This window comes from Amycolatopsis sp. MEPSY49, assembly GCF_051337345.1.
Lineage (GTDB): Bacteria > Actinomycetota > Actinomycetes > Mycobacteriales > Pseudonocardiaceae > Amycolatopsis.
In genome coordinates this window covers 22,385-48,660 of the sequence record NZ_JBDLYJ010000023.1, presented here as the reverse complement: position 1 = coordinate 48,660, position 26,276 = coordinate 22,385, and the positions used below count along the sequence as shown (strand labels likewise).

At 71.0% G+C, this 26,276-nt stretch carries 27 protein-coding genes; 14 read left to right on the top strand and 13 right to left on the bottom strand.

The features are described 5' to 3' along the window. Positions 1-106: 106 nt before the first annotated feature. On the top strand, positions 107-418 hold the full coding sequence (locus tag ABFJ78_RS48255) for a hypothetical protein (protein WP_436394309.1): 312 nt from the start codon (positions 107-109) through the stop codon (positions 416-418). A gap of 31 nt (positions 419-449) precedes the next feature. Here ABFJ78_RS48255 and ABFJ78_RS48250 read toward each other — a convergent pair whose 3' ends face one another. From ABFJ78_RS48250 to paaI, 3 genes are read right to left on the bottom strand one after another with little or no spacing between them, the layout of a single operon-like run. After that, a complete protein-coding gene (locus ABFJ78_RS48250; protein ID WP_436394307.1) occupies positions 450-1,043 on the bottom strand; it encodes a TetR/AcrR family transcriptional regulator in 594 nt (197 codons plus the stop codon). After that, positions 1,040-2,317, bottom strand: coding sequence for a phenylacetate--CoA ligase PaaK (paaK, locus tag ABFJ78_RS48245; RefSeq protein WP_436394306.1), 1,278 nt, complete (start codon positions 2,315-2,317; stop codon positions 1,040-1,042). The genes ABFJ78_RS48250 and paaK overlap by 4 nt, the downstream gene beginning before the upstream one ends. Positions 2,318-2,319: 2 nt before the next feature. Further along, positions 2,320-2,730 carry a hydroxyphenylacetyl-CoA thioesterase PaaI gene (gene paaI, locus ABFJ78_RS48240; protein WP_436394304.1) on the bottom strand — a complete coding sequence of 137 codons (411 nt, stop codon included), beginning with the start codon at positions 2,728-2,730 and terminating at the stop codon, positions 2,320-2,322. A 219-nt stretch (positions 2,731-2,949) separates the two neighbouring features. Here paaI and paaZ point away from each other — a divergent pair, with 219 nt between their 5' ends. From paaZ to paaE, 6 genes are read left to right on the top strand one after another with little or no spacing between them, the layout of a single operon-like run. After that, the gene (gene paaZ / locus ABFJ78_RS48235; protein WP_436394302.1) at positions 2,950-4,980 is read left to right on the top strand and encodes a phenylacetic acid degradation bifunctional protein PaaZ; all 2,031 of its coding nucleotides are present in this window, start codon (positions 2,950-2,952) and stop codon (positions 4,978-4,980) included. Then, positions 4,977-5,912 carry a 1,2-phenylacetyl-CoA epoxidase subunit PaaA gene (gene paaA, locus ABFJ78_RS48230; protein ID WP_436394300.1) on the top strand — a complete coding sequence of 312 codons (936 nt, stop codon included), beginning with the start codon at positions 4,977-4,979 and terminating at the stop codon, positions 5,910-5,912. Before paaZ ends, paaA begins: the two co-directional genes overlap by 4 nt. Before the next feature lie 38 nt (positions 5,913-5,950). Then, complete coding sequence (gene paaB / locus ABFJ78_RS48225; RefSeq protein ID WP_286003483.1) at positions 5,951-6,265, top strand: 1,2-phenylacetyl-CoA epoxidase subunit PaaB; 315 nt, start codon at positions 5,951-5,953, stop codon at positions 6,263-6,265. Beyond that, complete coding sequence (gene paaC, locus ABFJ78_RS48220; RefSeq protein WP_436394298.1) at positions 6,262-7,119, top strand: 1,2-phenylacetyl-CoA epoxidase subunit PaaC; 858 nt, start codon at positions 6,262-6,264, stop codon at positions 7,117-7,119. Before paaB ends, paaC begins: the two co-directional genes overlap by 4 nt. After that, a complete protein-coding gene (gene paaD / locus ABFJ78_RS48215; RefSeq protein WP_436394296.1) occupies positions 7,113-7,601 on the top strand; it encodes a 1,2-phenylacetyl-CoA epoxidase subunit PaaD in 489 nt (162 codons plus the stop codon). Before paaC ends, paaD begins: the two co-directional genes overlap by 7 nt. 1 nt (position 7,602) lies before the next feature. After that, positions 7,603-8,652, top strand: coding sequence for a 1,2-phenylacetyl-CoA epoxidase subunit PaaE (gene paaE / locus ABFJ78_RS48210; protein ID WP_436394295.1), 1,050 nt, complete (start codon positions 7,603-7,605; stop codon positions 8,650-8,652). Here the strand turns inward: paaE and ABFJ78_RS48205 are convergent, their stop codons facing one another. The 5 genes from ABFJ78_RS48205 to ccrA form a co-directional block, all read right to left on the bottom strand. After that, positions 8,653-8,829 (bottom strand): hypothetical protein, encoded by a 177-nt coding sequence (locus ABFJ78_RS48205; protein WP_436394294.1) that lies wholly within the window; start codon positions 8,827-8,829, stop codon positions 8,653-8,655. A 485-nt stretch (positions 8,830-9,314) separates the two neighbouring features. Then, the gene (locus ABFJ78_RS48200) at positions 9,315-10,451 is read right to left on the bottom strand and encodes an adenylate/guanylate cyclase domain-containing protein (protein WP_436394292.1); all 1,137 of its coding nucleotides are present in this window, start codon (positions 10,449-10,451) and stop codon (positions 9,315-9,317) included. A gap of 4 nt (positions 10,452-10,455) precedes the next feature. Beyond that, on the bottom strand, positions 10,456-10,908 hold the full coding sequence (locus tag ABFJ78_RS48195; RefSeq protein WP_034284441.1) for a universal stress protein: 453 nt from the start codon (positions 10,906-10,908) through the stop codon (positions 10,456-10,458). A 93-nt stretch (positions 10,909-11,001) separates the two neighbouring features. Next, positions 11,002-12,177: a chromosome segregation protein gene (locus ABFJ78_RS48190; protein WP_436394393.1), complete on the bottom strand. Its 1,176-nt coding sequence runs from the start codon at positions 12,175-12,177 to the stop codon at positions 11,002-11,004. A gap of 175 nt (positions 12,178-12,352) precedes the next feature. Continuing rightward, positions 12,353-13,693, bottom strand: a complete 1,341-nt coding sequence (gene ccrA / locus ABFJ78_RS48185; RefSeq protein ID WP_436394290.1) for a crotonyl-CoA carboxylase/reductase — start codon at positions 13,691-13,693, stop codon at positions 12,353-12,355. A gap of 205 nt (positions 13,694-13,898) precedes the next feature. On the opposite strand from ccrA, the gene ABFJ78_RS48180 reads away from it, so the two are divergent. Both ABFJ78_RS48180 and ABFJ78_RS48175 read left to right on the top strand, forming a co-directional pair. Further along, on the top strand, positions 13,899-14,267 hold the full coding sequence (locus tag ABFJ78_RS48180; protein WP_285454977.1) for an SPW repeat domain-containing protein: 369 nt from the start codon (positions 13,899-13,901) through the stop codon (positions 14,265-14,267). Positions 14,268-14,284: 17 nt separating this feature from the next. Then, positions 14,285-14,857, top strand: a complete 573-nt coding sequence (locus ABFJ78_RS48175) for a TetR/AcrR family transcriptional regulator (protein ID WP_436394287.1) — start codon at positions 14,285-14,287, stop codon at positions 14,855-14,857. A gap of 72 nt (positions 14,858-14,929) precedes the next feature. Here ABFJ78_RS48175 and mce read toward each other — a convergent pair whose 3' ends face one another. After that, positions 14,930-15,385, bottom strand: a complete 456-nt coding sequence (gene mce / locus ABFJ78_RS48170) for a methylmalonyl-CoA epimerase (protein WP_436394286.1) — start codon at positions 15,383-15,385, stop codon at positions 14,930-14,932. 137 nt (positions 15,386-15,522) lie between these two features. Here mce and ABFJ78_RS48165 point away from each other — a divergent pair, with 137 nt between their 5' ends. The 3 genes from ABFJ78_RS48165 to ABFJ78_RS48155 all read left to right on the top strand — a co-directional run bounded on the left by ABFJ78_RS48165 (position 15,523) and on the right by ABFJ78_RS48155 (position 18,978). Beyond that, positions 15,523-16,710, top strand: a complete 1,188-nt coding sequence (locus ABFJ78_RS48165) for an acetyl-CoA C-acetyltransferase (protein WP_436394284.1) — start codon at positions 15,523-15,525, stop codon at positions 16,708-16,710. After that, positions 16,711-17,676 (top strand): methylmalonyl Co-A mutase-associated GTPase MeaB, encoded by a 966-nt coding sequence (meaB, locus tag ABFJ78_RS48160; protein ID WP_436394282.1) that lies wholly within the window; start codon positions 16,711-16,713, stop codon positions 17,674-17,676. Between the two features lie 576 nt (positions 17,677-18,252). Then, positions 18,253-18,978, top strand: a complete 726-nt coding sequence (locus ABFJ78_RS48155) for a peptidylprolyl isomerase (protein ID WP_436394280.1) — start codon at positions 18,253-18,255, stop codon at positions 18,976-18,978. A gap of 582 nt (positions 18,979-19,560) precedes the next feature. Here the strand turns inward: ABFJ78_RS48155 and ABFJ78_RS48150 are convergent. Beyond that, complete coding sequence (locus tag ABFJ78_RS48150) at positions 19,561-20,931, bottom strand: PLP-dependent aminotransferase family protein (protein WP_436394278.1); 1,371 nt, start codon at positions 20,929-20,931, stop codon at positions 19,561-19,563. Positions 20,932-20,977: 46 nt separating this feature from the next. On the opposite strand from ABFJ78_RS48150, the gene ABFJ78_RS48145 reads away from it, so the two are divergent. Further along, positions 20,978-21,439: a carboxymuconolactone decarboxylase family protein gene (locus tag ABFJ78_RS48145; RefSeq protein WP_436394276.1), complete on the top strand. Its 462-nt coding sequence runs from the start codon at positions 20,978-20,980 to the stop codon at positions 21,437-21,439. Continuing rightward, entirely contained in the window at positions 21,436-22,173 is a 738-nt protein-coding gene (locus ABFJ78_RS48140) for an isocitrate lyase/PEP mutase family protein (protein WP_436394275.1), read from the top strand. The genes ABFJ78_RS48145 and ABFJ78_RS48140 overlap by 4 nt, the downstream gene beginning before the upstream one ends. Positions 22,174-22,236: 63 nt before the next feature. Here ABFJ78_RS48140 and ABFJ78_RS48135 read toward each other — a convergent pair whose 3' ends face one another. From ABFJ78_RS48135 to ABFJ78_RS48125, 3 genes are all read right to left on the bottom strand, one after another. Beyond that, complete coding sequence (locus ABFJ78_RS48135; protein WP_436394273.1) at positions 22,237-24,015, bottom strand: solute symporter family protein; 1,779 nt, start codon at positions 24,013-24,015, stop codon at positions 22,237-22,239. Further along, positions 24,012-24,374: a DUF485 domain-containing protein gene (locus tag ABFJ78_RS48130; RefSeq protein WP_436394272.1), complete on the bottom strand. Its 363-nt coding sequence runs from the start codon at positions 24,372-24,374 to the stop codon at positions 24,012-24,014. The genes ABFJ78_RS48135 and ABFJ78_RS48130 overlap by 4 nt, the downstream gene beginning before the upstream one ends. A 70-nt stretch (positions 24,375-24,444) precedes the next feature. Further along, positions 24,445-26,169: a cation acetate symporter gene (locus ABFJ78_RS48125; RefSeq protein ID WP_436394270.1), complete on the bottom strand. Its 1,725-nt coding sequence runs from the start codon at positions 26,167-26,169 to the stop codon at positions 24,445-24,447. Positions 26,170-26,276: the final 107 nt, after the last annotated feature.

The following is a 26,276-nucleotide window of genomic DNA, read 5'->3' as shown; positions in this document are numbered from 1 at the left end:
GTTTCGCGGGGGACGCCGTCGTTACGCAACCGGAACAACCGGCCGGTAACTCCGCGGCGCCCGGATGCGACGAGACGGCAGGGACCCGCGACCGGGGCAGGAGCAGATGACCGAAGAAGACGCGCCGATCCGGCCGGCCGGACGCTGGGTGAGCGTCCGCCTGCAGCATCGCCACGTCAGCTTCGACGAGGGTTTCGAACCGGACGAACCCCTCCCGGACGGCGACTGCGCGGACGAGGGATCGCTGTCGTACTCCGGAATCGTGATCACGGGCTACGACGATGGGGCGAAGGTTTCCGAGCGCTGGATCCCGCTGGGGGTGGACCCGTCCGAAGCGGACGACGAGCGGTTGATCGGCCAGCTGCGCGACGCCCTGCTTTGGCAAGCGGGGCGCCCGCCCCAGACAGACCCGTCGTGAGTGGTGACCAGGTTCTGCCCCGAAATACCACTCACGACGTGGTGCGCAGGCCCTCGAAAGCCACCTTGCACACCGCGTCCGCCACCTCGGTCGCCGCCGAGCCACGCCGCGGCTTGTACCACTCGATCAGCGAGTTCACCATGCCGAAGATCAGCCGCGCGGTCACCGACGGGTCGACGTCGGGCCGGATGTCGCCCTCCGCCTCCGCCTGCTTCACCAGGTCCGTCACCAGCCGGTCGAACTCGCGCCGCCGGGCCAGCGCCGCCCGCTCCACCTTCGTGTTGCCGCGCACGCGCAGCAGCAGCGTCACGAACGGCAGGCGGTCGGCGAGGACCAGCACGCTGCCGCGCACCAGGTGCTCCAGCCGGTCGATCGCGCGGCCGTCCAGCTGGTCGGTCGACGCGGCGACCTCGAACAACCCGTCCAGCGCCCGGTCGACCGACAGCCGCAGCAGTTCCTCCTTGCTCGGCACGTGGTGGTAGATCGCGGACTTCGTGATGCCGAGCTTGCGGGAGAGGTCCTCCATGCTCGTGCCGTCGTAGCCGCGCTCGTTGAACAGCTTCACCGCCACCTGCAGCAGCGATTCCAGGTCGTAGCCCGGGCGCCCGCGGCGCGGGGTCGTCACGGCTTCTCCCGCTGGTCGACGATCCGGCGCATCTTGCCCATGGACCGCTCCAGGGTGTCCGGTTCGACGACCTCCACCGACACGGTCACGCCAACGCCGTCCTTCACCTGCGAAACCAGCGAAGCGGCGGCGTCCTCGCGGGTAGCGGAAGAAGCGTCGTGGCGCGCCTCCACCCGGACGGTCAGGTGGTCGAGCCGCCCGCGCGTGGACCGGACGAGCTGAAAGTGCGGGCTCAGGCCGTCCGTCCGCAGCACGATCTCCTCGATCTGCGTCGGGAAGACGTTGACCCCGCGCAGGATGATCAGGTCGTCGGTGCGCCCGGTCACCTTCGCCATCCGCCGGAACGCCGGCCGCGCGGTTCCCGGCGAAAGCGCGGTGAGATCCCGGGTGCGGTAGCGGATGATCGGCAGCGCCTGCTTGGTCAGGGACGTGAACACCAGCTCGCCGGTCTCGCCGCTGCCGAGGACCTTCTCGGAGTACGGGTCGATCACCTCGGGGTAGAAGTGGTCCTCCCAGATGTGCAGGCCGTCCTTCGTCTCGACGCACTCCTGCGCGACGCCCGGGCCCATCACCTCGGACAGCCCGTAGATGTCGACGGCGTCGAGCGCGAACCGCTCCTCGATCTCGGCGCGCATCCGCTCGGTCCACGGCTCGGCGCCGAAGATGCCCACCTTCAGGGACGACGAACGCGGGTCGACGCCCTGGCGCTCGAACTCGTCGAGCAGCGTCAACATGTACGACGGCGTGACCATGATGATCTCGGGCTTGAAGTCGGTGATCAGCTGGACCTGCCGCGCGGTCATGCCGCCGGACGCCGGGATCACCGTGCAGCCCAGCTTCTCCGCGCCGTAGTGCGCGCCGAGCCCGCCGGTGAACAGCCCGTATCCGTAGGCGACGTGCACCTTGTGGCCCGGCCGCCCGCCGGCCGCGTGGATCGACCGGGCCATCACCGTCGCCCAGGTGTCGATGTCCTGCTCGGTGTACCCGACGACGGTGGCCTTGCCGGTCGTGCCGCTCGAGGCGTGGATGCGCCGCACCTGGTCCTGCGGGACGGCGAACATCCCGAACGGGTAGTTCTCCCGCAGGTCCTGCTTGGTGGTGAACGGGAACTTCGCCAGGTCGGCGAGCTCCTTGCAGTCGTCCGGGTGGACGCCGGCCTCGTCGAACTTCCGTGTGTAGGCGGGCACGTTCGCGTACGCGTGCCGGAGCGTCCACTGCAGACGTTCCAGCTGGAGCGCGGCCAGCTGGTCCGCGCCGATGTTCGCCTCGATCATGGTCAGTCCCGTTTCGCGGAGATGGCGCGGCTGCGGCCGCGGAATTCGGCGACGACCTCGGGCCCGCCGGGGGTCTCCCGGTGCACCGTGACGTCGTAGATGCCGTTGCGGCCGTAGCGGGTGCGCTCGGTGGCCGTGGCGACCAGGCGGTCGCCGAGCCGGCCGGCCGCGACGAAGGAGATCTCGGCGCCCGCGGCGACCGTCACCGGGCCGTGCGTGTTGCACGCGCAGGCGAACGCGGTGTCGGCGAGCAGGAAGACGTAGCCGCCGTGCGCGATGTCGTGGCCGTTGACCATCTCGCGCGTGATCGTCATGGTCGCCACGGCCCGGCCGTCGCTCGCCTCCGCCAGCTCGATGCCCAGCGCGCGCGACGCCTCGTCGGCGGCGAACATGGTGTGCGCGGCGTTGGTCATGCGCTGCCTCCTGATTCAGCTCTGCGGCGCGAAGCGCCTCCGTTGAGGGTGGTGGCGGGGGCATGGATGGACTGACCGAATGGACGGTCACCTCGCGGTGTCGCTCAGTAAAGGCAGTGGCCGGGGCGGTGTCAAGCGTCCGGCCTTCCGATCTTCGCCCGCAGCGGATACCATGCGATTAACTGAACGTCCGGTAGGTAATTCGGCGAGAGGGACCTGATGGCATTGCTGCGCAGCTACGTCTCGGGGGAGTGGCACACGGCGGCGGACGAGGGCGTCCCGCTGCACGACGCGGCCACGGGCGAGGAGGTCGCCCGGATCTCGTCGAAGGGCGTCGACTTCGCGGGCGCCCTGGAGTACGGCCGCCGGGTGGGTGGGCCGGCGCTGCGGGAGCTGACGTTCCACCAGCGCGCGGCCCTGCTGAAGGCGTTGGCCTCCCACCTGCGCGAACACCGCGAGGAGCTGTACGCGCTCTCCGCTCGCACCGGTGCCACGCTCGGTGACTCGAAGTTCGACATCGACGGCGGCATCGGCGTGCTGTTCAGCTACGCCTCGAAGGGCAAGCGCGAGCTGCCCAACGACACCGTCTACGTCGAGGGCAACGTCGAGCCGCTGTCGCGCGGGGGCACGTTCGTCGCCCAGCACATCGCGACCCCGCTGCGGGGCGTTGCCGTCCAGATCAACGCGTTCAACTTCCCGGTGTGGGGACCGCTGGAGAAGTTCGCGCCCGCGTTCCTCGCCGGGGTCCCGAGCCTGGTCAAGCCGGCCAGCTCGACGGCGTACCTGACCGCGCGGCTGGTCGAGCTGATCGTCGAGTCGGGGATCCTGCCCGAGGGCTCGCTGCAGTTCGTCGCCGGCAGCGTCGGCGACCTGCTGGACCACGTCACCGCCCAGGACCTGGTGTCCTTCACCGGCTCGGCGTCGACGGCGCAGAAGCTGCGCGCGCATCCGGCGATCATCCGCAACGCCGTCCGCTTCAACGCCGAGGCCGACTCGCTGAACTGCTCGATCCTCGGCCCGGACGCCGTGCCGGGGACGACCGAGTTCGACCTGTTCGTCAAGCAGCTGACCACCGAGATGACGGTCAAGGCGGGCCAGAAGTGCACCGCGATCCGCCGCGCGTTCGTCCCGGCCGCGCTGCTGGACGACGTCGCCGCGGCCGCGTCCGCGCGGCTCGCGAAGGTGACCGTCGGCAACCCGGCGTCCGAAGGCGTCCGGATGGGCGCGCTGGCCAGCCTGGAGCAGCGCGAGGAGGTCCGGCGGTCGCTGAAGGCGCTGCTGGACGCCGGCAGCGTCGTCTTCGGCGACCCGGAGCAGGTCGACGTGGTGGACGCCGACGCCGAGCGCGGCGCGTTCATCTCCCCGGTGCTGCTCAAGGCCGACCCCGAGCGCACCGAGCCGCACGAGGTCGAAGCGTTCGGCCCGGTCTCGACGCTGCTGCCGTACACGTCCACCGAGCAGGTCGTCGACTTCGCCGCGCGCGGCGGCGGCAGCCTGGCCGGGTCGATCGTGTCCGCGGACAAGGAGTTCGTCCGCGAGGTCGTCCTCGGCGCGGCGCCGTTCCACGGCCGCCTGCTCGTCTTGGACGCCGAGGACGCGAAGGAGTCCACCGGCCACGGCTCGCCGATGCCGCAGCTGGTCCACGGCGGCCCCGGCCGCGCGGGCGGCGGGGAGGAGATGGGCGGCGTCCGCGGCGTGCTGCACCACATGCAGCGCACCGCCGTGCAGGGCTCGCCCGCGGTGCTGTCCGCGGTGACCGGCCGCTGGGTCACCGGCGCGCCGCGCACCGAAAGTGACGTCCACCCGTTCCGGAAGTCCCTGGCCGAGCTGAAGATCGGTGACTCGGTGGTGGCGGGGCCGCGGGTTGTTTCGCAGGCCGATATCGACCACTTCGCCGAGTTCACCGGCGACACGTTCTACGCCCACACCGACCCCGAAGCGGCGGCCGCGAACCCGCTGTTCGGCGGCATCGTCGCGCACGGCTACCTGGTCGTCTCGTTCGCGGCGGGGCTGTTCGTCTCGCCGGAGCCCGGCCCGGTGCTGGCCAACTACGGCCTGGAGAACCTGCGCTTCCTGACCCCGGTCAAGGTCGGCGACTCGCTGACGGTGACGTTGACCGCCAAGCAGATCACCCCGCGGATCGACCAGGAGTACGGCGAGGTCCGCTGGGACGCCGACGTCACCAACGCCGAGGGGGAGTCGGTCGCGAAGTACGACGTCCTGACCCTGGTTTCGAAGGAGCAGCCGTGACGGCCACTGTGTCACTGGAAGAACACTTCGAGCACACCATCGAGCGCGACCAGCGCATCGAGCCGCGCGACTGGGTGCCCGAGGGCTACCGCAAGACGATGATCCGGCAGATCGCGCAGCACGCGCACTCGGAGATCATCGGCATGCAGCCCGAAGGCAACTGGATCACGCGGGCACCGTCGTTGCGGCGCAAGGCGATCCTGCTGGCCAAGGTCCAGGACGAGGCCGGCCACGGGCTCTACCTGTACTCCGCGGCGGCGACGCTGGGCGCGGACCGAGCGGACCTCACCGACAAGCTGATCACCGGCAAGCAGAAGTACTCGTCGATCTTCAACTACCCGACGCTGACCTTCGCCGACGTCGGCGTGATCGGCTGGCTGGTGGACGGCGCGGCGATCTGCAACCAGGTGCCGCTGTGCCGGTCGTCGTACGGGCCGTACGCGCGGGCGATGATCCGGATCTGCAAGGAGGAGTCCTTCCACCAGCGGCAGGGCTACGAGCTGCTGATGACGATGATGAAGGGCACCGACCAGCAGCGGGAGATGGTCCAGGAGGCCGTCAACCGCTGGTGGTGGCCGTCGCTGATGATGTTCGGGCCGCCGGACGCCGATTCGCCGAACACCGCGCAGTCGATGGCGTGGAAGGTCAAGCGGCACACCAACGACGAGCTGCGGCAGCGGTTCGTGGACATGTCGGTGCCGCAGGCCGAAGCGTTGGGTGTCACGTTCCCGGATCCCGACCTTCGCTGGAACTCCGAGCGGGGGCACTACGACTTCGGCGCGGTCGACTGGGACGAGTTCAAGAACGTGCTGAAGGGCAACGGCCCGTGCAACGCGTCGCGGATCGAGCACCGGCGTCGCGCGCACGAAGACGGCGCGTGGGTGCGTGAGGCCGCGGTGGCGCACGCGAGGAAGAACGAGGAGCGCAAGTGAGCGACCTGACTGCCGAAGGCGGCCACGGCGCCGTCCCGCTGGAGGGCGTCCCGGCCGCGCCCGGTCCGGTCAAGCACGACTGGCCGCTGTACGAGGTGTTCGTGCGCGGGAAGCGCGGGCTGAACCATGTCCACGTCGGATCGCTGCACGCGGCCGACGACCAGATGGCGCTGCACCACGCGCGTGACCTCTACACCCGCCGCAACGAGGGCGTGTCCATTTGGGTCGTTCGCGCCTCCGACATCACGGCGTCGTCGCCGGACGAGAAGGACCCGTTCTTCGCGCCGAGCGGCGACAAGGTCTACCGGCACCCGACGTTCTACGACATCCCCGAGGAGGTGCCGCACATATGAGTTTCGACAACGTCTACGAGTCGCTGACCGAGGAGAACGACGCCCGCTGGGCGTTCGGCACCGGCTTCGAGGACCCGCTGTCCGGAGTGGACACGTCGGTACCGTCCGGTGTGGACGGTGCCACGCTGGCCGCCTACTGCCTGATGCTGGGCGACGACGCGCTGATCTTCTCCCACCGGCTGCAGGAGTGGTGCACGAACGCGCCCGAGCTGGAGGACGAGGTCGCGATCGCCAACATCGCCCTGGACCTGCTCGGCCAGGCGCGGTTGCTGCTGGCGCGAGCCGGGAAGGCCGACGGCTCCGAGCGTACCGAGGACTCGTTCGCCTTCCTGCGCGCGGAGAACGAGTTCCGCAACGTCCGGCTCGCGGAGCTGGGCGGCGGGCACTTCGGGCACCTGATCGCGCGGCTGTTCGTGTTCTCGACGTGGCGGCTGGCGCTGCTGCAGCGGCTGGTGTCGTCGGTGGACCCGGTGCTGGCGGCCATCGCGGACAAGGGCGTCAAGGAGGTGACCTACCACCGCGACTACGCGGCGCAGTGGCTGGTCCGCCTCGGTGACGGGACGCCGTTGTCGCACTCGCGGATGCAGGAGGGGCTGGACGCGGTCTGGCCGTACGTCGGGGAGCTGTTCCGCACGCACCCGCTCGAGCTGGTGGACGCGGCTTCGCTGCGGCCCGAATTCGACGCGGTGCTGGACCAGGCGTTGTCCGCGGCTACTTTGTCTCGTCCTGCTGCCGGCGAGCTGGCGGGGGTCTCGGGCCGCACGGGCCGCGACGGCGTGCACACCGAGTCTTTCGGGTACTTGCTGGCGGAGCTGCAGAGCGTCGCCCGCGCGATGCCGGACGCGAAATGGTGACGGCGGAGGCGGTCGCGGCGACGGTCACCGACCCCGAGCTGCCGATGCTGACCCTGGCCGACCTGGGCGTGCTGCGCTCGGTGTCCGAAGAGGACGGTCGGGTGGTCGTGGCGATCACCCCGACGTACACGGGGTGCCCGGCGATGGACACCATGCGCGACGACCTGGAGCACGCGCTGGTGTCGGCGGGCTACGCGGACGTCGAGATCCGGACGCAGCTGACACCGGCGTGGACGTCGGACTGGATTTCTTCCGCGGGCCGCGAAAAGCTGGCCGCGGCCGGCATCGCGCCCCCGGGTGCGGCGCCGCGGCGGTCGGGTCCGATCCCGCTGACGCTGTCGGCGCCGGTCTCGCGGGTTTCCTGTCCGCTGTGCGGCTCTTTCGACACGGAGGAGCAATCCCGCTTCGGCGCGACGGCGTGCAAGGCGCTGCGGCGCTGCCGTTCGTGTTCCGAGCCGTTCGAGCACGTCAAGGAGATCTGAGGTGGCGTTCCATCCCCTGAAGGTCGCGGGCGTCACGCGGTTGTGCGACGACGCGGTCGCGGTGACGTTCGACGTGCCTTCGTCGCTGGCGGCGGAGTACGACTTCAAGCCGGGCCAGTCGCTGACGTTGCGGCGGTCGATCGAGGGCCGCGACGAGCGCCGGTCGTACTCGATCTGCGCCCCGGCGGGAGCGGCGCCGCGGGTGGGCGTCCGCCTGGTCCCGGACGGCTTGTTCTCGTCGTGGCTGGTCAACGAGGTCCGCCCGGGCGACACGATCGAGGTGGCGACACCGACGGGATCGTTCACCCCGGACTTGTCCGCGGGTGGTCACCACGTGCTGATCGCGGCGGGCTCGGGCATCACACCGGTGCTGTCGATCGTGTCGTCGCTGCTGCGCTTTTCCGAGGCCACAGTTACTGTGCTGTATGGAAACCGCCGCACGGACACGGTGATGTTCGCGGACGAGCTGGCGGACCTGAAGGACCGCGCGCCCTCGCGCCTGGAGCTGATCCACGTGCTGTCGCGCGAGCCCCGCGAGGCGGAGCTGTTCACGGGGCGCTTGGACGTGCCGAAGCTGCGTTCGTTGTTCTCGTCCCTGGTGCCGGTGTCCTCAGTGGACCATTGGTGGCTGTGCGGCCCGTTCGAGATGGTCTCGGGCGCACAGGAGCTGCTGACTTCGCTTTCGGTGCCCCGGGCACGAATCCACCAGGAGCTGTTCTACGTCGACACGCCCCCTTCACCGGTTGCGCATCTCGACCCGGCGGTGGCGGGAGAGTCGTCCGAGGTGAAGGTGGTCTTGGATGGCCGCTCGTCGACGATGACGTTGCCGCGGACGTCTTCGGTGCTGGACGGGGCGCAGAAGTTCCGGCCGGATCTGCCGTTCGCGTGCAAGGGCGGAGTGTGCGGGACGTGCCGGGCGCGGGTGACGGAGGGGAAGGTGGACCTGCGGCGGAACTTCGCGCTGGAGGAGTCGGAGGTGGCGGCGGGGTTCGTGCTGACGTGCCAGTCGTACCCGGTCTCGGAGGAGATCACGGTCGACTTCGACGCCTGATCAACGGACGCTCTTCCGTCGCGGCCTTGCCGCATGGGTGAAGTCCGCCAGGGCACGGATGATCGCCGGACGCTCGCTGGGTTTCGTGCCGCGCAGAGCTATGGCGAGGATCAGTACTTGCCGCACGATCATTCCTGCTGTCGCGAGCGCACCGACAACGCCGACGCTCTCGAGCATGATCGCCTCCGGGTGTCGTTGGCCAAACGTTGTACACCGGATGAACTGTCACCCGCTCACCTGAACCGATGTATGGCCGGAAATGAACGGAAGGTGAACTTAGCCGAGCCTGTGCTCCACAGCACACCCGCCTTTACCGTCCTCAGGCCAGCCAGTGCCCAGGTGCGCGCCTCAGTGCCGACAATGTCGTGAGGCATCGGCCCCGGCGACCTGGCTTCACTCGGAGCGCCGGACAGCCGGCGAGCCGAGATTCAGCGAATGCGTCCTCGCCGCCCACGGCGAGGACGTGCCTCGCCCCGGGTCGACGGCTCGGCCGCTGGGTCCGTCAACCCCAGCATCTCCGCCGCCAGTTGCTGCGAACTCGCGAACATCCCCGTCGGTGCCTCACTCGCCCGCCGCAGCGCTGTCGGCGGAGGTGGTTGTAGGCCCTGGACTTGGCAGCAACCAGCTGCGCAGCGGTGCATGCCCAGGCAAGTGGCGAGGAATCAGAGGATGCGCCGCCGGCGTCGGCGGCGGGGAGAGGGTGGCTCGGTTACCTCGTCCTCGGGCGCGGTCTCCCGTTCCGCCGGCACCCGAGCCGCCGGGTCCGTGAGACCCAGCATCTCCGCCGCCAGCTGTTGCGAACTCGCGAACATCCCCGTCGGTGCCTCACTCGCCCGCCGCAGCGCTGCCGGGCGGAGGCGGTTGTACCCGCGGACCGTCACCGGCCGGCGCATCCGGAGCTCGTACGCCTTCTCCTCCGAAAGCTCCGAAGCCAGCTCACGATCCACCAAGATCGTCCCCGGGCGGGCCACCGACGTCAGGCGGGCCGCCAAGTTGACCACCGAGCCGTACACGTCCCCGAAGCGCGACAAGATCCGGCCCGATGCCATCCCCGCGCGGACCGCCGGCAGGCTCTCGTCCGCTGAGGTGCGTTCGGTCAAGGCCAAGGCGATCTCCGCCGCGTCGACCGCCGCGTCCGCGACGAACAGGACCTCGTCGCCGATCATCTTCACCACTCGGCCGTGGTGCTCGGCGATCACCTCCGTTGCCAGCGTCTCGAACGCGTCCAAGACCCGGCTCAGCTCTTCTTCGTCGATCTGGCGCGTCAGGCGCGTGTAGCCCACCATGTCGACGAAGCCGACCACCTCGGTGCGCGTCTCCACGTTGTCGCCCGCGGCCGCGAACGCCCGGCCCGCGTACGCCGCCAGGTGGCGGCGCCAGACGAAGTTCTGGACCCGCTCCAGCTCCGGGAGCAGCCGGTCGACCAACCGCGCCACCTGACGCTCGTTGCGGCCCAGCTCCGGCTGGTCGCGGATCAGCTCCCACAGCATGTCGACCTGCCACTCGGCCAGCCGCGACAGGTGCTGGCCGAGCGCGCGCGTCACCGACACCTCGATGCTCGGGTCGATCAGTCCCGACTGGACCAGCTGGTCCGCCGTGCGCATCGCCTCGACGTCGGCGTCGGTGAAGACGACCTCGTCGTCGCGGACCGTCGCGAACCCCAGCGCACGCCAGAGCCGGCGTGACCGCTCGTCGGGCACGCCGGCCTTTTCGGCCACTTCGAGCCGGGTGTACTTCCGCCTGCCGCCGAGCAGGACGCGCTCGAGCCGCTGCTGGAGCTCCTCGCTCGGGTCGGTCACCGGCTCAGGTCGTGTGGACGATCAGCACGTCCACGCCGGACTTTCGCGCCACCTCCGACGGCACCGAGCCCAGGATGCGGCCGGCGATCGTGTTCAGCCCTCGGTTGCCGACCACCAGCAGGTCGGCCTCGCGCTCGTGCACGACCTTGCGCAGCGAGTCGACCGGGTCGCCCTTCACCGCGACCGTGTCGATCTTCTCCGCACCCGCGCGCGTCGCGCGGTCACGCGCCGACTGCAGCGTGTCCTCGGCCGGCGCCGAGCCGACGACCTGGTACGCCTCGTCGCCGAGGACGTCCTGGGCCTTGTCGACGTCGGACTTGCTGGCCGGGTAGTACGCGCACGCGATGACGAGCGTGGCGCCCGCGTCGCCGGCCACCGCCGCCGCGCGGTCCACCGCCGCGAACGAGGACTCCGAGCCGTCCGTGCCCACCACCACGGTCCGATATGCCGCACCCATGCGCAAAACCTCCAGGTGATCCCGCGTGAGCAGGGACGATAGCCGGTCGGTACCGACCGCGCAGGCTCGTCCGCGCCCGTGTCGGGTGGAAGGTTACTCGCCAGTCGCTTTCTGCGCTCCGCTCGCCCGCGGAGCGGGCTTCGGCGCGGGCTTGGGAGCCGGTTTGGGGGTCTGCTTCGGCTTCGGGACGTCGGACGCCTTGATGCGGATCGTCTCCTCGACGTCGCCCACCGGCGCCGTCTTCCCGGTGTCGGCCTTCAGGTCCTCCGCCTTCAGGTCGGCCGTGACGTCCGCGGGGACCTTGACCTCGTCGCCGAGGACGGTGTGCGCCTCGGCCAGCACCGCCCGCGCCGCGCGGACCTGCTCGGCGAGCCCGCCGCGCACCTTCCGCAGCGCGTCGACGCGCTCGTTGGCCTGGGTGATCCGCCGGTTCGACTCCTCGGTCGCCGTCGTCACGCGGCGCCGCGCCTCGTCGGCGGCCTCCGCGAGCCGGGCGTTCGCCTCGGTGATCGAGTCCTGACGGCGCTTGTTCGCCTCCGCGACGGACTCGCGCTGACGGCGTTCGATGTCCGCCTTCGCGGCCTTCTCCTCTTCGAGGACCTTCGCGCGGATGTCGGCGGCGTCCTGCGTCGCCTCCTGGACGCGGCGGGCGGCCTCGGCCTTGCTCGCGGCCTCCTGCTCGGCCAGTACCCGCATCGCCTCGGTGCGGCGCGAGGCCATCGCGATCTCGAAGTCCTCTTCGACCTTCGTGCGGCGGTCCGACGACTCGGTGTCGAGCCGGTTGCGCTCGGCTTCGGCCTCGTCGGTGATCTTCTTGGCCTCCGCGCGGGCGTCTTCGAGCACCTTGCGGTGCTCCGCCTCCATCTCCTTGCGGCGCAGGTCGAGCTCGGTGAGCAGCTGCTCGTAACGGGCGCGCATGGCGCTCGCGTCCGTCTCGGCCTTGGCCCGGATGTGCCCGGCCTCGGCCTCGGCGCGGGCCCGCGTGTCGGCGGACTCGTCCTGCGCGAGGCGCAGCATCCGCTGAAGCCGTTCGGAGAGACCTTCGACGCTCGTCGGCGGCTGGGCGAGGCGGTCGACCTGCCCGCGCAGGTCCGCGATCTCGCCGCGCGCGATCTCCAGCTGCCGGGCCAGGTCGCCGGCCTGCGCGATGGCCGCGTCCCGGTCGGCGGTGAGCATCTTGAGGTCGGCGTCCAGCCGTTCGAGGTGCTCGTCGACCTGCGCTCGGCTGTACCCGCGCTTCGCCACGTCGAAGCCGGCTCCCAGCGGCACAAGCTCCCGTTCATCGCCAAGGCTCATGGGCCTACCGTAGTCGCAGCCGGGTCACGGAAGGGTGAGCACCCGTGCGGTGCGCCGAACGTGCCGTGTGACGCGGCGGGAGGAACTGGCCCGATCGGGCCGGACCCCGGCGGTTTCCGCCACCGGGGCCCCGGCCCGCCGGCGCGGCTCAGGCGCCGCGGAACGCGTTGATCCCCTCGATGTGCTTCGCGCGCTTCTCCTCGTCGCGGACGCCGAGGCCCTCCTGCGGGGCGAGCGCGAGCACGCCGACCTTGCCCTGGTGGGCGTTGCGGTGGACGTCGAGCGCGGCCTGCCCGGTGTCTTCGAGCGCGTACGTCTTCGACAGCGTCGGGTGGATCAGGCCCTTCGCGATCAGCCGGTTGGCCTCCCAGGACTCGCGGTAGTTCGCGAAGTGGGAGCCGATGATCCGCTTGAGGTTCATCCACAGGTAGCGGTTGTCGTACTGGTGCATGTACCCCGAGGTCGACGCGCACGTGACGATCGTGCCGCCCTTGCGCGCGGCGTAGACCGACGCGCCGAACGTCTCCCGGCCCGGGTGCTCGAACACGATGTCCGGGTCGTCGCCGCCGGTCAGCTCGCGGATCTTCGCGCCGAAGCGCTGCCACTCCTTCGGGTCCTGCTCGGTGTCGCTCTTCCAGAACTTGTAGTCCTCGGCGCTGCGGTCGATGATCAGCTCGGCGCCGAGCTTGCGGCAGATCGCCGCCTTTTCCGGGCTGGAGACGACGCAGACGGGGATCGCGCCGCCGTTCAGCGCGTACTGCGTCGCGTAGGAGCCGAGGCCGCCGGACGCGCCCCAGATCAGGACGACGTCACCCTGCTTCATGTCCGCGCCGTTGCGCGAGACGAGCTGGCGGTAGGCGGTGGAGTTGACCAGGCCGGGGGAGGCGGCTTCCTCCCAGGTCAGGTGGTCCGGCTTCGGCATCAGCTGGTTGGCCTTGACCAGCGCGACCTCGGCGAGGCCGCCGAAGTTCGTCTCGAAGCCCCAGATCCGCTGCTCGGTGTCGAGCATCGTGTCGTTGTGCCCGTCCGGGCCTTCGAGCTCGACGTTCAGGCAGTGCGCGACGACCTCGTCGCCCGGCTTCCAGTTGTGCACGCCGACGCCGGTCCGCAGCACGACGCCGGACAGGTCCGAGCCGACGACGTGGTAGGGCAGGTCGTGCCGCTTGGCCAGCGGCGAGAGCTTCCCGTACTTCTTGAGGAACTTGAACGTGGGGATCGGTTCGAAGATCGACGTCCACACGGTGTTGTAGTTGATGGCGCTGGCCATCACGGCGACCAGCGCCTCGCCCGGGCCCAGCTCGGGGACGGGGACGTCGTCGACGTGCAGCGACTTGCGCGGGTCCTTGTCCCGGCTCTCGAGGCCCTCGAACATGTCGACCTCGTCGGCGTGCACGGTCACCCCGCGGTAGCTCTCGGGCACGGGCAAGGACCCGACCGCGGCGGACTCGCCGTTCAGGATGGCCTGCTGGATCTCGCCGAGCTGCGTCATCGGTTCCTCCGCGGAGATGGGGGTCAACGGCGTTGGCGGCAGAAATTACTCGCCGGTAACTCGCGGACACAACTGTACGAGACGGAGGGCACGATTACACGTCGAACTGTGACCGGTCAGTCTTGACCGGCTGGCCAGTCAAGCGGATGATCGGCTTTGGGTACACCCACCCGACCAGCAGTTTCACCGACGGAGGTGAGCACGAATGAGTGAAGTCTCTACGCGCGCCTGGGCCCGGCCGCACGATTGGGCCGAGGTCGTCATCGGGGTGGTCGCCGCTCTTTCACCCCTTTGGCTGAGCACGGACACGACCGCGATGTGGACGATGGTCATCTTGGGCGCCTTGATCGCACTCGACGGCCTGGTCTCACTGGCGATGCCGGGCATGGTCTACGGCGAAGGCATCCAGATCGCGCTCGGCGTGCTGCTGTTCATCGCGCCGTGGGTGATGGGGTACACCGAGTTCAACGGCGCTTCCTGGACGTCCTGGATCGCCGGGGTGCTGACGGTCATCGCCGGCGCGGCAGCCATGCCGGTCGCGAACGCCGCGCACCGCACCGCCGGCCAGCACTGACGCCGCAGGAGGCACGCATGACCGAGGATTCGGCGAAGGAGCGCATCCTCTGCGCCGCCGAGGCGCTCTTCGCCGAGTCCGGCTTCGACGCCACCCCGACTTCCCGCATCGCGGAGCAGGCCGGGGTGCCGAAGGGGCTGGTGCACTACTACTTCCGGCACAAGGCGGACCTGCTCACGGCGCTCGTCGAGCGGCTGCCCGACGAGCGCATCGAGCCGGCCGTGGTCGTCGTCCCCGGCGACCTGGCGGGCAGCCTGCGGCGGCTCGTCCGCGAACTCGACCACCGCTTCAGCCGGTCGCTCGGGCTCTCGCACCTGCTGTGGCGCGAAGCCGACACCCACCACGTCGTCCGCGACGCCCTCCACGAGCGCTTCCAGGTGCTCGTGCGGCAGGTCCGCGCGGTGATCGTGGCGGCGACGGGCGGCGTCCTGCCCACGGCGGACGTCGACCGCGCGTCGGGCCTGCTGGCCCGCGCGGTCAGCCACCGGCACGCGACGGCCCGCCATTCGGACGACGACCTGCCCGCCGAGTTCGACGGCGAGCTGACGTTCATCGCCGACGCCCTCGTTTCGAAGACGGCGCCGGCTTAGCGTGCCCGTCGCGCTTTGTCACCGGCGCGCGGTTCGCACGGGCCGGAGTTGTTGTGCCCGGACGGGTTCGCGTCAGTGCGCGGCGGCGTCCTTCGCCGGCTCCACCAGCTCCACCAGGACGCCGCCCGCGTCCTTCGGGTGGACGAAGTTCACGCGGCTGTTGGACGTGCCGCGCTTGGCCGCCTCGTACAGCAGGCGCAGGCCCTGCTCGCGCAGGGCGGCCGCCGCCGCGTCCACATCGGACACGCGGTACGCCAGCTGCTGCAGGCCCGGGCCGCTCTTGGCCAGGAACTTGCCGATCGCCGAGTCGTCGCGCAGTGGGGCCAGCAGCTGGATCTGCGTCTCCGTGCCCGCCGTGCCGGGCGCGCGCAGCATCGCCTCGCGCACCCCCTGCTCTTCGTTCACCTCCTCGTGCGCCACTTCCAGGCCGAAGTGCGCGCGGTGGAACTCGATGGCCGCGTCCAGGTCCGGGACCGCGATGCCGACGTGGTCGATGGCCGTCACGAACGGCCGCAGGGCGTCATTCATGGACGCAGGATAGGGCGCCCCCGACCGGCGTCGACCCCGATTCTTCGCGTGCCCCGCCTCACACTGGCTCCATCAAGAAGCCCACCCTCCGGGTATGGTCGGAAAAACTGCCCATGCGCCGATGCTTGGAGGACGCCGTGTCCGGTTCCGTGATCCTGGGTGCCGCCCGTACGCCGATCGGGCGCCTGCTCGGATCCCTCAAGGACTTCACGGGGGCACAGCTGGGCGGGGTCGCGATCAAGGCGGCCCTCGAACGCGCCGGGGTCGCCCCGGACGCGGTGCAGTACACGATCATGGGCCAGGTGCTGACCGCCGGCGCCGGCCAGATCCCGGCCCGCCAGGCCGCGGTCGCCGCGGGCATCCCGATGAGCGTGCCCGCGCTGACGATCAACAAGGTCTGCCTCTCCGGCCTCGACGCCATCGCGCTCGCCGACCAGCTCATCCGGGCCGGCGAGTTCGACCTCGTCGTCGCCGGCGGCCAGGAGTCGATGACCCAGGCGCCGCACCTGCTGCCGAAGTCCCGCTCCGGCTTCAAGTACGGCGACACCACGCTCGTCGACCACATGGCCTACGACGGCCTCTTCTGCGCCTTCGACCAGGTCGCCATGGGCGCCTCGACGGAGAAGTACAACTCCCGCTACGGCGTCACCCGCGAGCAGCAGGACGCGTTCTCCGCCCGCTCCCACCAGCGCGCCGCCGAGGCGATCAAGAACGGCTACTTCGCCGACGAGATCGCGCCGGTCTCCATCCCGCAGCGCAAGGGCGACCCGGTCGTCTTCGACACCGACGAGGGCGTCCGCGCCGACACCACCGCCGAAGGCCTCGCCAAGCTGCGCCCCGCCTTCGCCTCGGACGGCACCATCACCGCGGGCTCGGCGTCGCAGATCTCGGACGGCGCCGCCGCGATCGTCGTGGCCAGCAAGGCGAAGGCCGAGGAGCTCGGCCTGACGCCGATCGCCGAGATCGGCGCGCACGGCGTCGTTTCCGGGCCGGACGCGAGCCTGCACGAGCAGCCGTCGAACGCCATCCTCGCCGCGCTGGCGAAGGCGAAGCTCGGCGCCGACGCGCTCGACCTCGTCGAGATCAACGAGGCCTTCGCCGCCGTCGGCTTGGTTTCGACCGAGAAGCTCGGCCTCGACCCGGAGAAGGTCAACGTCAACGGCGGCGCCATCGCCCTCGGCCACCCGATCGGCGCCTCCGGTGCCCGCCTCGCCGTGCACCTGATCCACGAGCTGCGCCGCCGCGGTGGCGGGCTCGGCGCGGCCGCTCTCTGCGGTGGCGGCGGCCAGGGCGACGCCCTCCTGCTGCGGGTGCCGTCCGCGTAAGTGGCCGGTGCACTCGACCTCGACGACCTGGTCGGCCGCGCGCGGGACGGGCAGCACCGTGCCGTCGCGCGGCTGCTGTCGCTCGTCGAGGACGCCCACCCCCGCGTCGCCGAGATCGCGCGGGCACTGACCCCGCACACCGGGCGGGCCCGGGTCGTCGGGCTCACCGGCCCGCCCGGCGTCGGCAAGTCGACCTCGACGTCGGCACTGCTCACCGCGCTGCGAGCGGAGGGCAAGCGGGTCGGGGTGCTCGCGATCGACCCGTCTTCGCCGTTTTCGGGCGGTGCGCTGCTCGGGGACCGGATCCGGATGACCGAGCACGCCACCGACCCCGGCGTCTTCATCCGCTCGATGGCCACGCGCGGGCACCTCGGCGGGCTGTCGTGGGCGACCCCGCAGGCGGTGCGCGTGCTCGACGCCGCCGGCTTCGACGTGGTGCTGATCGAGACCGTCGGCGTCGGACAGTCCGAAGTGGACGTCGTGAAGCTGGCCGACACCACGGTGGTGCTGCTCGCGCCGGGGATGGGCGACGGCATCCAGGCGGCGAAGGCCGGGGTGCTGGAGATCGCCGACGTGTTCGTCGTGAACAAGGCCGACCGCGAGGGCGCCGACGCGACGGTGCACGACCTCAAGCAGATGATTTCGCTGGCGCGCCGCGAGCTCCGGGGCGCGAGCTGGCGCCAGCCGATCGTGCGGACCGTCGCGGCGAAGGGTGAAGGCGTCGACGAGGTGGTGGCGGCGCTGGCCGCGCACCACGACTGGCTGGTGGCGCACGACGAGCTGGGCCGGCGCCGGATCGCGCGGGCGCGTGACGAGGTCGAGGCCATCGCCGTGCGGCGGTTGCGGGCCGAGCTGGCGGACCTGCGGGGCGGGGGACGGCTGGCGGGGGTGGCTGAGCGGGTGGTGGCGCGGGAGATCGATCCGTTCGCTGCCGCGGATGAGCTGATCGCGGATCTGCGGGGCTGAGGCTTCGCCGCGCGGGGGCTGGTTGGTGAAGTGGTCGTGGGGCTGAGGTCGCGCCGCGCAGGGTTGATTGGTGGGACGGCCGCGGGTCTGTGGGGCTGAGGTTTCGCCGTGCGGGGGCTGGTTGGTGGAGCAGCGGTCGCGGGTCTGCGGCGTTGCCGCCCCGGCGTGCGGGAGCCGAACGGATGAGCGGTCGCGGATTCGCGGCGCTGATGCGTCGGTGCGCGGAGACAGCCGGCTGCGGATTCGCAGGGCCGATGCCGCGCCGCTGGGGAGTCTGAGACTGCGCTGCAAGGCAGGGTGGCCCTTCCTGATCGTCAGTGTGATCCCGATCAGCAGCGAAAACGCCGTCGCCGCAATGGTTCTTCGACGGTTTGCCATGACTTCCCCCTTCGCGGTGCGGCGGGTCTGCCGCGTGATCCACATCGTGCGCCGGGGGTCCGACAATTTCCGGGGTTCCGGCCCTGCGATTCACCCGATGGGCTGACAGGGGCGACTTTCGCCGGTTATTCCTGTCGGTGGCGGGCCCTAGACTGCGGGGCGCTCCGGAACCGGGCGATCACTGGGAGGGCGTGCAGGATGAAGAAGACACTCGTCACCGCGCTGGCGGCCGGCGCGTTGTTCGTGGCGGGCAACGGCGTCGCGACCGCGGCCGACGCGGCGCCGCCGAAGACGACGCACGGGCCGTGCCAGTACACCGAAACGCCGGATGAGCCGGCCGCGCGGCCGGTGCCGCTGCCGCCCGACCCGCGGCACACGCCGAGCCGCGGGAAGGTGGACGTCGCGGTCCCGACCAGCCAGGGCGCGCTGCCGCTGACGCTCGACCGCGCGAAGGCGCCGTGCACGGTGCAGAGCTTCCTGCACCTGGCGCGGCACCGGTTCTACGACCACACGGTGTGCCACCGGCTGACCGCGTACCCGACGTTGAAGGTCCTGCAGTGCGGCGACCCGAGCGCGACCGGCGAGGGCGGGCCGGGGTACAAGTACAAGGACGAGCTGCCGGTGGACCTGCCGCCGGCGCCGACCGATCCGACCGGTACGCGCCGGGTGTACGCGCGCGGGCTGCTGGCGATGGCCAACGCCGGCCCGGACACGAACGGTTCGCAGTTCTTCGTCGTGTACGGCGATTCCGCGCTGCGACCGAACTACACGGTGTTCGGCACGGTCGGAGCCGAGGGGTTGAGGACGCTGGACAAGGTGGCTGCCGGGGGAATCCAGCCGACCGCGGAGGATCCCGCGCCGGTCGATGGGACGCCGGTGCTGCGGACGGAACTGATCCGGGTTCGGCCCGGCTGCTGGTTCTGACGGTTGTCGCGGGCCGCCCCGGTGGGGTGGCCCGCGGACGGCCGGGCGGCGGGGGCGGCTTGGTGGGGGAGGTGGTCGGCGACGGCAGTGGCGAGCGCGGGTAGGGCAGCCGAGGAGGTGGTCGGCGCTGGAGTGGGATGTGTGGCGGCTTGGCGGTGGGAGCCTTGAGTGGCGGGGGAGGCGCGGGTGGCAAGTGCGGCCAGGACGGTAGGGAGGTGGCCGTGACGGAAGTGTCATGTGCGGCCGCTGGCCGCGGCGGCCTCGTGGTGGGGGAGCCTTGAGTGGCGGGCGAGGCGCGGGTGGCAAGTGCGGCCAGGACGGTAGGGAGGTGGCCGTGACGGAAGTGTCATGTGCGGCCGCTGGCCGCGGCGGCCTCGTGGTGGGGGAGCCTTGAGTGGCGGGCGAGGCGCGGGTGGCAAGTGCGGCCAGGACGGTAGGGAGGTGGCCGTGACGGAAGTGTCATGTGCGGCCGCTGGCCGCGGCGGCCTCGTGGTGGCGGCAGCTTGAGTGGTGGGCGAGGCGAGTGTCGGCGAAAGCGGGCCGGGCAGTGGCGGAAGTGGCGCGCGGTAAGTAAGTGCGCGGTCAGGCGGTGATCTCCCACAGCGCTTCCACCAGCGTCTGGGTCGCGCCCGCGAACGCGTGCTTCGGTGCTGCCGCGTAGCCGACTATCAAGCCTCCCGGGCGCTCGTCGCCCATCCAATACCCGTCCAGCCCCTCGATGCCGATCGCTCGCCGACGGCAGGCTGCCAATGCCGTTGCCTCCGATGGGCCGTCCGGGGGAAGCATCAACAGCAAGTGCAACCCCGCCGCGATGCCCTGGGGGCGGACCGTTTCCGGCAACGCCGCCAGCAGCCGGACCCGCCGCGAGCGGTACTCCGCCCGGCTGCGGCGCACATGCTGGTCGTACGCGCCCGAGTCGATCAGCTCCGCCAGGGCCAGCTGGTTCAGCAGTGCCGGTCGGGAACCACTGTCGGCCATCGCCGCGCGGACCGGCTCCACCAGCTTCCGAGGCAGCACCAGCCACGCGAGGCGCAAGGCGGGCGCGAGGGTCTTGCTCGCCGTGCCCGCGTACACCACCCGCTCCGGGGCCAGCGCCTGCAGCGCACCGACCTGCTGGTGGTCGAAGCGGAATTCGCCGTCGTAGTCGTCCTCCAGGACGATCGCGCCGGAGCGGGTCAGGGCCGCGCGGCGGTGCGGGGCCAGCGTCACGCCCGTCGGGTACTGGTGCGCCGCCGTCACCACCACCGCTGGACTGTCCAAAGCGGACACATCCAAGCCGTCCTCGTCCACCGGGACGCCGACCACCCGCGGGCCTTGCGCCGCCGCGATCGAGCGGTACATGCCCAACGACGGGTTCTCGAACGCCATTTCGCCGACACCCAAAGAGAACAACGCCCGGGACAGCACCGCGATCGCGTGCGAATACCCGTGGCACACCACGATCCGCGCCGGGTCGGCGACCACCCCGCGGGCCCGGGCGAGATATCCCGCCAAGGTGTCCCGCAGCTCGGGCGCGCCCAGCTCCGACTCGTAGCCGAACGCCGACGCCGGGGTCCGCAGCAGGGCCCGCCGGGTCGCGGTGATCCACGCCTGGCGCGGGAACGCCGTCAGATCCGGCCGCCCCGGTCGCAGGTCCCAGCGCGGTGCCGGATCTCGGGGCGCCTGCCTCGGCGCGGACTGCGGAAGCGAGCCCGCCGTCGCCACGCGGGTCGGCGCGCCCTGGGCCGTGCGCAGGTAGCCCTCGGCGGCCAGGTCGGCGTACACCCGCGTCACCGTGCCGCGCGCGATGCCCAGGTCGGAAGCCAGCGCGCGGGTCGACGGCACCGCCGCGTCCGGCTGCCACCGGCCCTCCCGGATCGCCGTCCGGATCGCGTCGGCGAGACCGCTCCGGCCGGTCGACGGCTCCCAGCCGAGGTGGACGTCGAGGCCGGAACTGGACCACGAATCTGCCATGTCACTGGACCATACTCGTGGACCAGTTCGGGCTAGCGTGGACGTCATGACGAAGCGAATCGGTCTCGGGCACGCGCCCGAGCTCTACCAGGCGATGGCGAACCTGCAGGCCGCGGTCAACAAGGCCGGGGCGAACGCCGGCCTCGACCCCAAGCTGCTCGAACTGGTGAAGACCCGCGCGTCCCAGATCAACGGCTGCGCGTACTGCCTCGACATGCATTCCCGCGACGCCCTGGAGCTGGGCGAGTCGCCGCGGCGGCTGTTCGTGCTCGACGGCTGGCGCGAGACGGACCTCTTCACCGAGCAGGAGCAGGCCGCCCTCGCCCTCACCGAGGCGATGACCAAGCTGTCCGCGACCCAGAGCGTCCCCGACGACGTCTGCGAAGAGGCCGCGCGGGTGTTCACCGAGGAGCAGTACCAGGCGGTCGCGTGGGAGGTCATCGCGATCAACAGCTGGAACCGGATGACGATCACCAGCCACACGCCGCTCCCGAAGCGCGACTCGTGACGGCCGCCGCGCTCAAGGCGCTGCACGTTCCCGGCAAGCCCCTGGTCCTGCCGAACGCGTGGGACGCCGACACGGCCAAGCTCGTCGAGGCCGCCGGGTTCGCGGCCGTCGCGACCAGCTCGGTCGCCGTGGCCGCCGCGCTCGGGTTCGCCGACGGCGAGCAGGCGCCCGCGGACGAAATGTTCGCCGCGGCGAGACGTATCGCGAACGCCGTGAGCGTGCCGGTGACCGTCGACGCCGAGTCGGGCTACGGCCTCTCCGGCGCCGAGCTGGCCGGACGGCTGGCCGACGCCGGCGCGGTCGGCTGCAACTTCGAGGACACCGACCACGCCACCGGCGGGGTGCGGCCGGTCGCCGAGCAGGCGGAGCGGATCGCCGCCCTGCGCGACGCGGCGGGTGACGGCCTGGTGATCAACGCCCGCGTCGACTCGTTCCGCGGTGTCGACCCGAAGGACCACCTCGCCGACGGCATCGCCCGGGCGCGGGCGTACCTCGAGGCGGGCGCGGACTGCGTCTACCCGATCCACCTGCGCACCCCCGAGGTGCTCGCGGCGTTCGTGCAGGGCGTCGGCGGCGCCGTCAACGCGCCCGCGTGGCCGGGCAGCCCGGGGCTCGGCGGCCTCGCCGAACTGGGGGTGGCGAGGATCTCGCTGGGTGGCGGGCTCTGGCAGTACGTCCGGAAGCAGCTCGAAGCGACGCTCGCGGGGGTCGCCGAAGGAAAACTGCCGTACTGATGGCCGAAGGCCGCCGCGAGGGGATCGGGAACACCCTCGCGACGGCCTTCGGGGTCGGTGGAATCAGTGAACGACCGCTTTTTCGGCGCCCGCGCCGGTCAGGGAGCGGACCTCCATCTCGGCGTACTTCTTCTCGTCGTGCTCCTTGGACAGGACCGTGCCCAGCCAGCCCAGGATGAACGCGGCCGGGATCGAGACGATGCCGGGGTTGCTCAGCGGGAACCAGGCGAAGTCCACGGTCTTGATCATCGACGTGCTCTTGCCGGACACCGCCGGCGAGAACACGATCAGCACGATCGTGATGGCCAGGCCGCCGTAGATCGACCACAGCGCGCCCTGGGTGTTGAACCGCTTCCAGAACAGCGAGTAGAGGATCGTCGGCAGGTTGGCCGACGCCGCGACCGCGAAGGCCAGCGCCACCAGGAACGCGACGTTCTGCCCGTTGGCCAGGATGCCGCCGCCGATGGCGAGGGCGCCGATCACCACCGCGGTGATCCGGGCGACCTTGACCTCGGAGTCCGGCGACGTCTTGCCGCGCTTGACGACGTTCGCGTAGACGTCGTGGGCGAAGGACGCCGACGCCGTGATCGTCAGGCCCGCCACCACCGCGAGGATCGTCGCGAAGGCGACCGCGGAGATCAGGCCCAGCAGCACCGGCCCGCCGAGCTCCAAAGCCAGCAGCGGGGCCGCGGAGTTGACCCCGCCCGGTGCCTTCTTGATCGTGTCCGGTCCGACCAGCGCACCGGCGCCGTAGCCCAGCACCAGCGTGAACAGGTAGAACACGCCGATCAGCACGATCGCCCAGACCACCGAGCGCCGCGCGTCGCGGGCCGTCGGCACCGTGTAGAAGCGCATCAGGACGTGCGGGAGTCCGGCGGTGCCCAGCACCAGCGCGATGCCGAGGGAGAAGAAGTCCAGTTTGGACGTTCCGGTCGCGCCGTACTGCTTGCCCGGGCCGAGCAGCGTCTCGCCGGCCTTGCCCGCCTTGTCGACGGCGGCCTGCAGCAGGGTGGAGAAGTTGAAGTTGTACTTGCCCAGCACCCACAGGGTGATCACGAGCGCGCCGACGATCAGCAGCGCGGCCTTGATGATCTGCACCCAGGTGGTGCCCTTCATGCCGCCGATCAGGACGTAGGCGATCATGATGATGCCGACCACGGCGATCACGATGGCCTGCGCGCCACCGCCTTCGACGCCGAGCAGCAGCGCGACGAGACCGCCCGCGCCGGCCATCTGGGCCAGCAGGTAGAAGAACGACACGGCCAGCGTCGACGTCGCGGCCGCGGCCCGCACCGGGCGCTGCTTCATCCGGAACGCCAGCACGTCGCCCATCGTGAACTTGCCGGTGTTGCGCAGCAGTTCCGCGACCAGCAGCAGCGCGACGAGACCGCCCGCGCCGGCCATCTGGGCCAGCAGGTAGAAGAACGACACGGCCAGCGTCGACGTCGCGGCCGCGGCCCGCACCGGGCGCTGCTTCATCCGGAACGCCAGCACGTCGCCCATCGTGAACTTGCCGGTGTTGCGCAGCAGTTCCGCGACCAGCAGCAGCGCGACGAGCCACGCCACGAGGAAGCCGATGGAGTAGAGGAAGCCGTCGTAGCCGTTGATCGCGATGGCGCCCGCGATGCCGAGGAACGACGCGGCCGACAGGTAGTCGCCCGAGATCGCGATGCCGTTCTGCGGGCCGGTGAAGGCGCGGCCGGCGGCGTAGTAGTCCGACGCCGTCTTCGTGTTGCGGCTGGCCCGGAACACGATCACCAGCGTGACGACCACGAAGGCGGCGAAGATGAGGATGTTGAGGAGCGGGTTGCTGCCTTCCACACCCGCGGCGATGTTCGTCATGCCTGCTCCTTCGGAGAGTCACCCTCGATGTCCTCGCGGATCTTCTCCGCGACCGGGTCGAGCTTCCGGTTGGCGTACCGGACGTAGAGGCCGGTGATGACGAACGTCGAGACGAACTGCAGCAGGCCGAAGATCAAGCCGACGTTGATGTTGCCGAAGACCTTCGTGCTCATGAAGCCGTGCGCGTAGTCCGCGAGCAGCACGTACAGCAGGTACCAGAGGAGGAAGACCGCCGTCATCGGGAAGACGAACCGGCGCAGGCGGCTGCGCAGCTCCCGGAACTCGGTGCTTTCGTGGGCGCGTTCCCAGACGGTCTCTGACGTGTCCGGGGGCCCGCCGCCGGTGTCCGTCGTGCTCATCGCTGCTCCCTGCGACGTTGCGGAAAGTGACGTGCGACACCGTAGGGACGCGTGAGTCTCGCGTGAAGATTCAGCGGCTCAACAGCCGGGCCAGACGACGAACGGTTGACGAACGGTCGCGTGGTCCCGTCGAACGGGGTTCGTCCAGGTGCAGGCGCAGCATCGCCGCCGTCGACCAGGCGGGTGGCCGGCCCCGCAGCGAGACCAACGCCATTACGCCGAATGCCAGCGGTACCGACCAGGGTGCCGGTTGCTGCACCAAGATCGCCACCCAGCCGTGCAGGTCCGGGCCGGCGAGGGCGAACAGGATCGAGCCGGACGACGCGACGAGCCCGGTCAGCACCCCGGCGATCCCGCCGGCCGCCGTCAGCCGCGGCCACCAGATGCCGAGCACGAGCAGCGGGCAGAACGTCGACGCGGCGACGGTGAAGCCCCACGTGACGAGCACCCCGGCGTCGAGCTCGGCCGAGCGCAGCGCGAGCAGCACCATGATCGCGGCGACGCCGAACACCGCGATCCGCAGCCGGCGCAGCCCGCCGGGCACGAGGTCGTGCGCGATCGCGCCGGACATCACCAGCAGCAGCCCGAGCGACGTCGCCAGGAACGCGGCGAACGCGCCCGCCGTCAGCAGCGCCGTGAAGAGGCCGCCGGCCCAGCCACTGTCCACTTGGTACGGAAGCGCGACGACGACGGTGTCCGTCGCACCGGACAGGTAGAGGCCGGGCACGAGGACGCGGCCGAGGACGCCGTAGACGCCGGGGAAGAGGTAGAAGACGCCGAGCAGCGCGACGGTGATCGCGGCGGTGCGGCGCGCGGCGCGGCCGTCGGGGCTGGTGTGGAAGCGCATGAGCACGTGCGGCAGGCCCATCGTGCCGAGCATGGTCGCGATGAGCACGGCCCACGTCCCGAGCAGCGGGTAGCCCTCGTCGCCGAGGTCGAGCAGCGGCCGCTGCCAGTCGTGCCCGCCGAGCGGGGCGCCGCCGCGGACGGCCGGGACCGCGGTGCCTTCGCCGAACACGACGTCGTCCTGGCTGTGCGCGGTGAACTCGCCCGGGGGCAGGGTCCGCGGGACGCCGTTGACGCGCACGGCGGTCGGCTCGCGGATCTCCATGGTGACGTCGACTTCGAAGCGCACCGGCGTCTCGCGGGTGAAGTGGGTGAACTCGACGGGGTGCAGGGCGTCGGCCCGGTTGACCGCGCCGGCCTGCAGCACCAGCCAGATCGCCGGGATGAGGAACAGCAGCAGCTTCAGCACGAACTGGAACGCCTGCACGTACGTCGCCGCGCGCATCCCGCCGAGCGCGAGGGTGACGCTGACCGCGGCGCCCGCCAGCACCACGCCGACCCAGTACGGCGTGCCACCGACCGCAGTGAGCACCAGGCCCGCGGTGCGGAACTGCGGGACGACGTAGATGGTGCCGATGACCAGGACGACCACCGCGGCCAGGCGGCGCAGGGCGGGGGAGTTGAGGCGCGCTTCGGCGAAGTCGGGAACGGTCAGCGCGCCCGACCGGCGCATGGGCGCGGCCACCAGGACGAGCATCGCGATGTAGCCGGCGGTGAAGCCGACCGGGTACCAGAGGGCGCCGATGCCGTCCTTGACGACGAGCCCGGCGACGCCGAGAAACGACGCGGCGGACAGGTATTCGCCCGAGACGGCGGCCGAGTTGACCAGCGGCGAGATCCGGCGGGAGGCGACGAGGAAGTCCGATGTCGTGCGCATGGCGGCGACCCCGCGGACGCCGATGAGCAGCGTCACCAGCACGACGGGGGCGACGGCGAGCGCGACACCCACTACCCGGCCCCGCTCTCGAGCGCCCCAATGCGGCCTTGGTTGCGTCTGACGCACCGAAGGCCGCCTTGGGTGCGTGTGACGCACCGAAGGCCACATTGGGGCGCTGG

Bases quoted from the DNA above. Each gene is read 5' to 3' on its own strand.
- ABFJ78_RS48255 (WP_436394309.1), top strand. From the start codon at position 107: ATGACCGAAGAAGACGCGCCGATCCGGCCGGCCGGACGCTGGGTGAGC.
- paaK (WP_436394306.1), bottom strand. From the start codon at position 2,317: ATGATCGAGGCGAACATCGGCGCGGACCAGCTGGCCGCGCTCCAGCTG.
- paaI (WP_436394304.1), bottom strand. From the start codon at position 2,730: ATGACCAACGCCGCGCACACCATGTTCGCCGCCGACGAGGCGTCGCGC.
- paaZ (WP_436394302.1), top strand. From the start codon at position 2,950: ATGGCATTGCTGCGCAGCTACGTCTCGGGGGAGTGGCACACGGCGGCG.
- paaC (WP_436394298.1), top strand. From the start codon at position 6,262: ATGAGTTTCGACAACGTCTACGAGTCGCTGACCGAGGAGAACGACGCC.
- paaD (WP_436394296.1), top strand. From the start codon at position 7,113: ATGGTGACGGCGGAGGCGGTCGCGGCGACGGTCACCGACCCCGAGCTG.
- ABFJ78_RS48205 (WP_436394294.1), bottom strand. From the start codon at position 8,829: ATGCTCGAGAGCGTCGGCGTTGTCGGTGCGCTCGCGACAGCAGGAATG.
- ABFJ78_RS48195 (WP_034284441.1), bottom strand. From the start codon at position 10,908: ATGGGTGCGGCATATCGGACCGTGGTGGTGGGCACGGACGGCTCGGAG.
- ccrA (WP_436394290.1), bottom strand. From the start codon at position 13,693: ATGACGCAGCTCGGCGAGATCCAGCAGGCCATCCTGAACGGCGAGTCC.
- ABFJ78_RS48180 (WP_285454977.1), top strand. From the start codon at position 13,899: ATGAGTGAAGTCTCTACGCGCGCCTGGGCCCGGCCGCACGATTGGGCC.
- ABFJ78_RS48175 (WP_436394287.1), top strand. From the start codon at position 14,285: ATGACCGAGGATTCGGCGAAGGAGCGCATCCTCTGCGCCGCCGAGGCG.
- mce (WP_436394286.1), bottom strand. From the start codon at position 15,385: ATGAATGACGCCCTGCGGCCGTTCGTGACGGCCATCGACCACGTCGGC.
- ABFJ78_RS48155 (WP_436394280.1), top strand. From the start codon at position 18,253: ATGAAGAAGACACTCGTCACCGCGCTGGCGGCCGGCGCGTTGTTCGTG.
- ABFJ78_RS48150 (WP_436394278.1), bottom strand. From the start codon at position 20,931: ATGGCAGATTCGTGGTCCAGTTCCGGCCTCGACGTCCACCTCGGCTGG.
- ABFJ78_RS48145 (WP_436394276.1), top strand. From the start codon at position 20,978: ATGACGAAGCGAATCGGTCTCGGGCACGCGCCCGAGCTCTACCAGGCG.
- ABFJ78_RS48135 (WP_436394273.1), bottom strand. From the start codon at position 24,015: ATGACGAACATCGCCGCGGGTGTGGAAGGCAGCAACCCGCTCCTCAAC.
- ABFJ78_RS48130 (WP_436394272.1), bottom strand. From the start codon at position 24,374: ATGAGCACGACGGACACCGGCGGCGGGCCCCCGGACACGTCAGAGACC.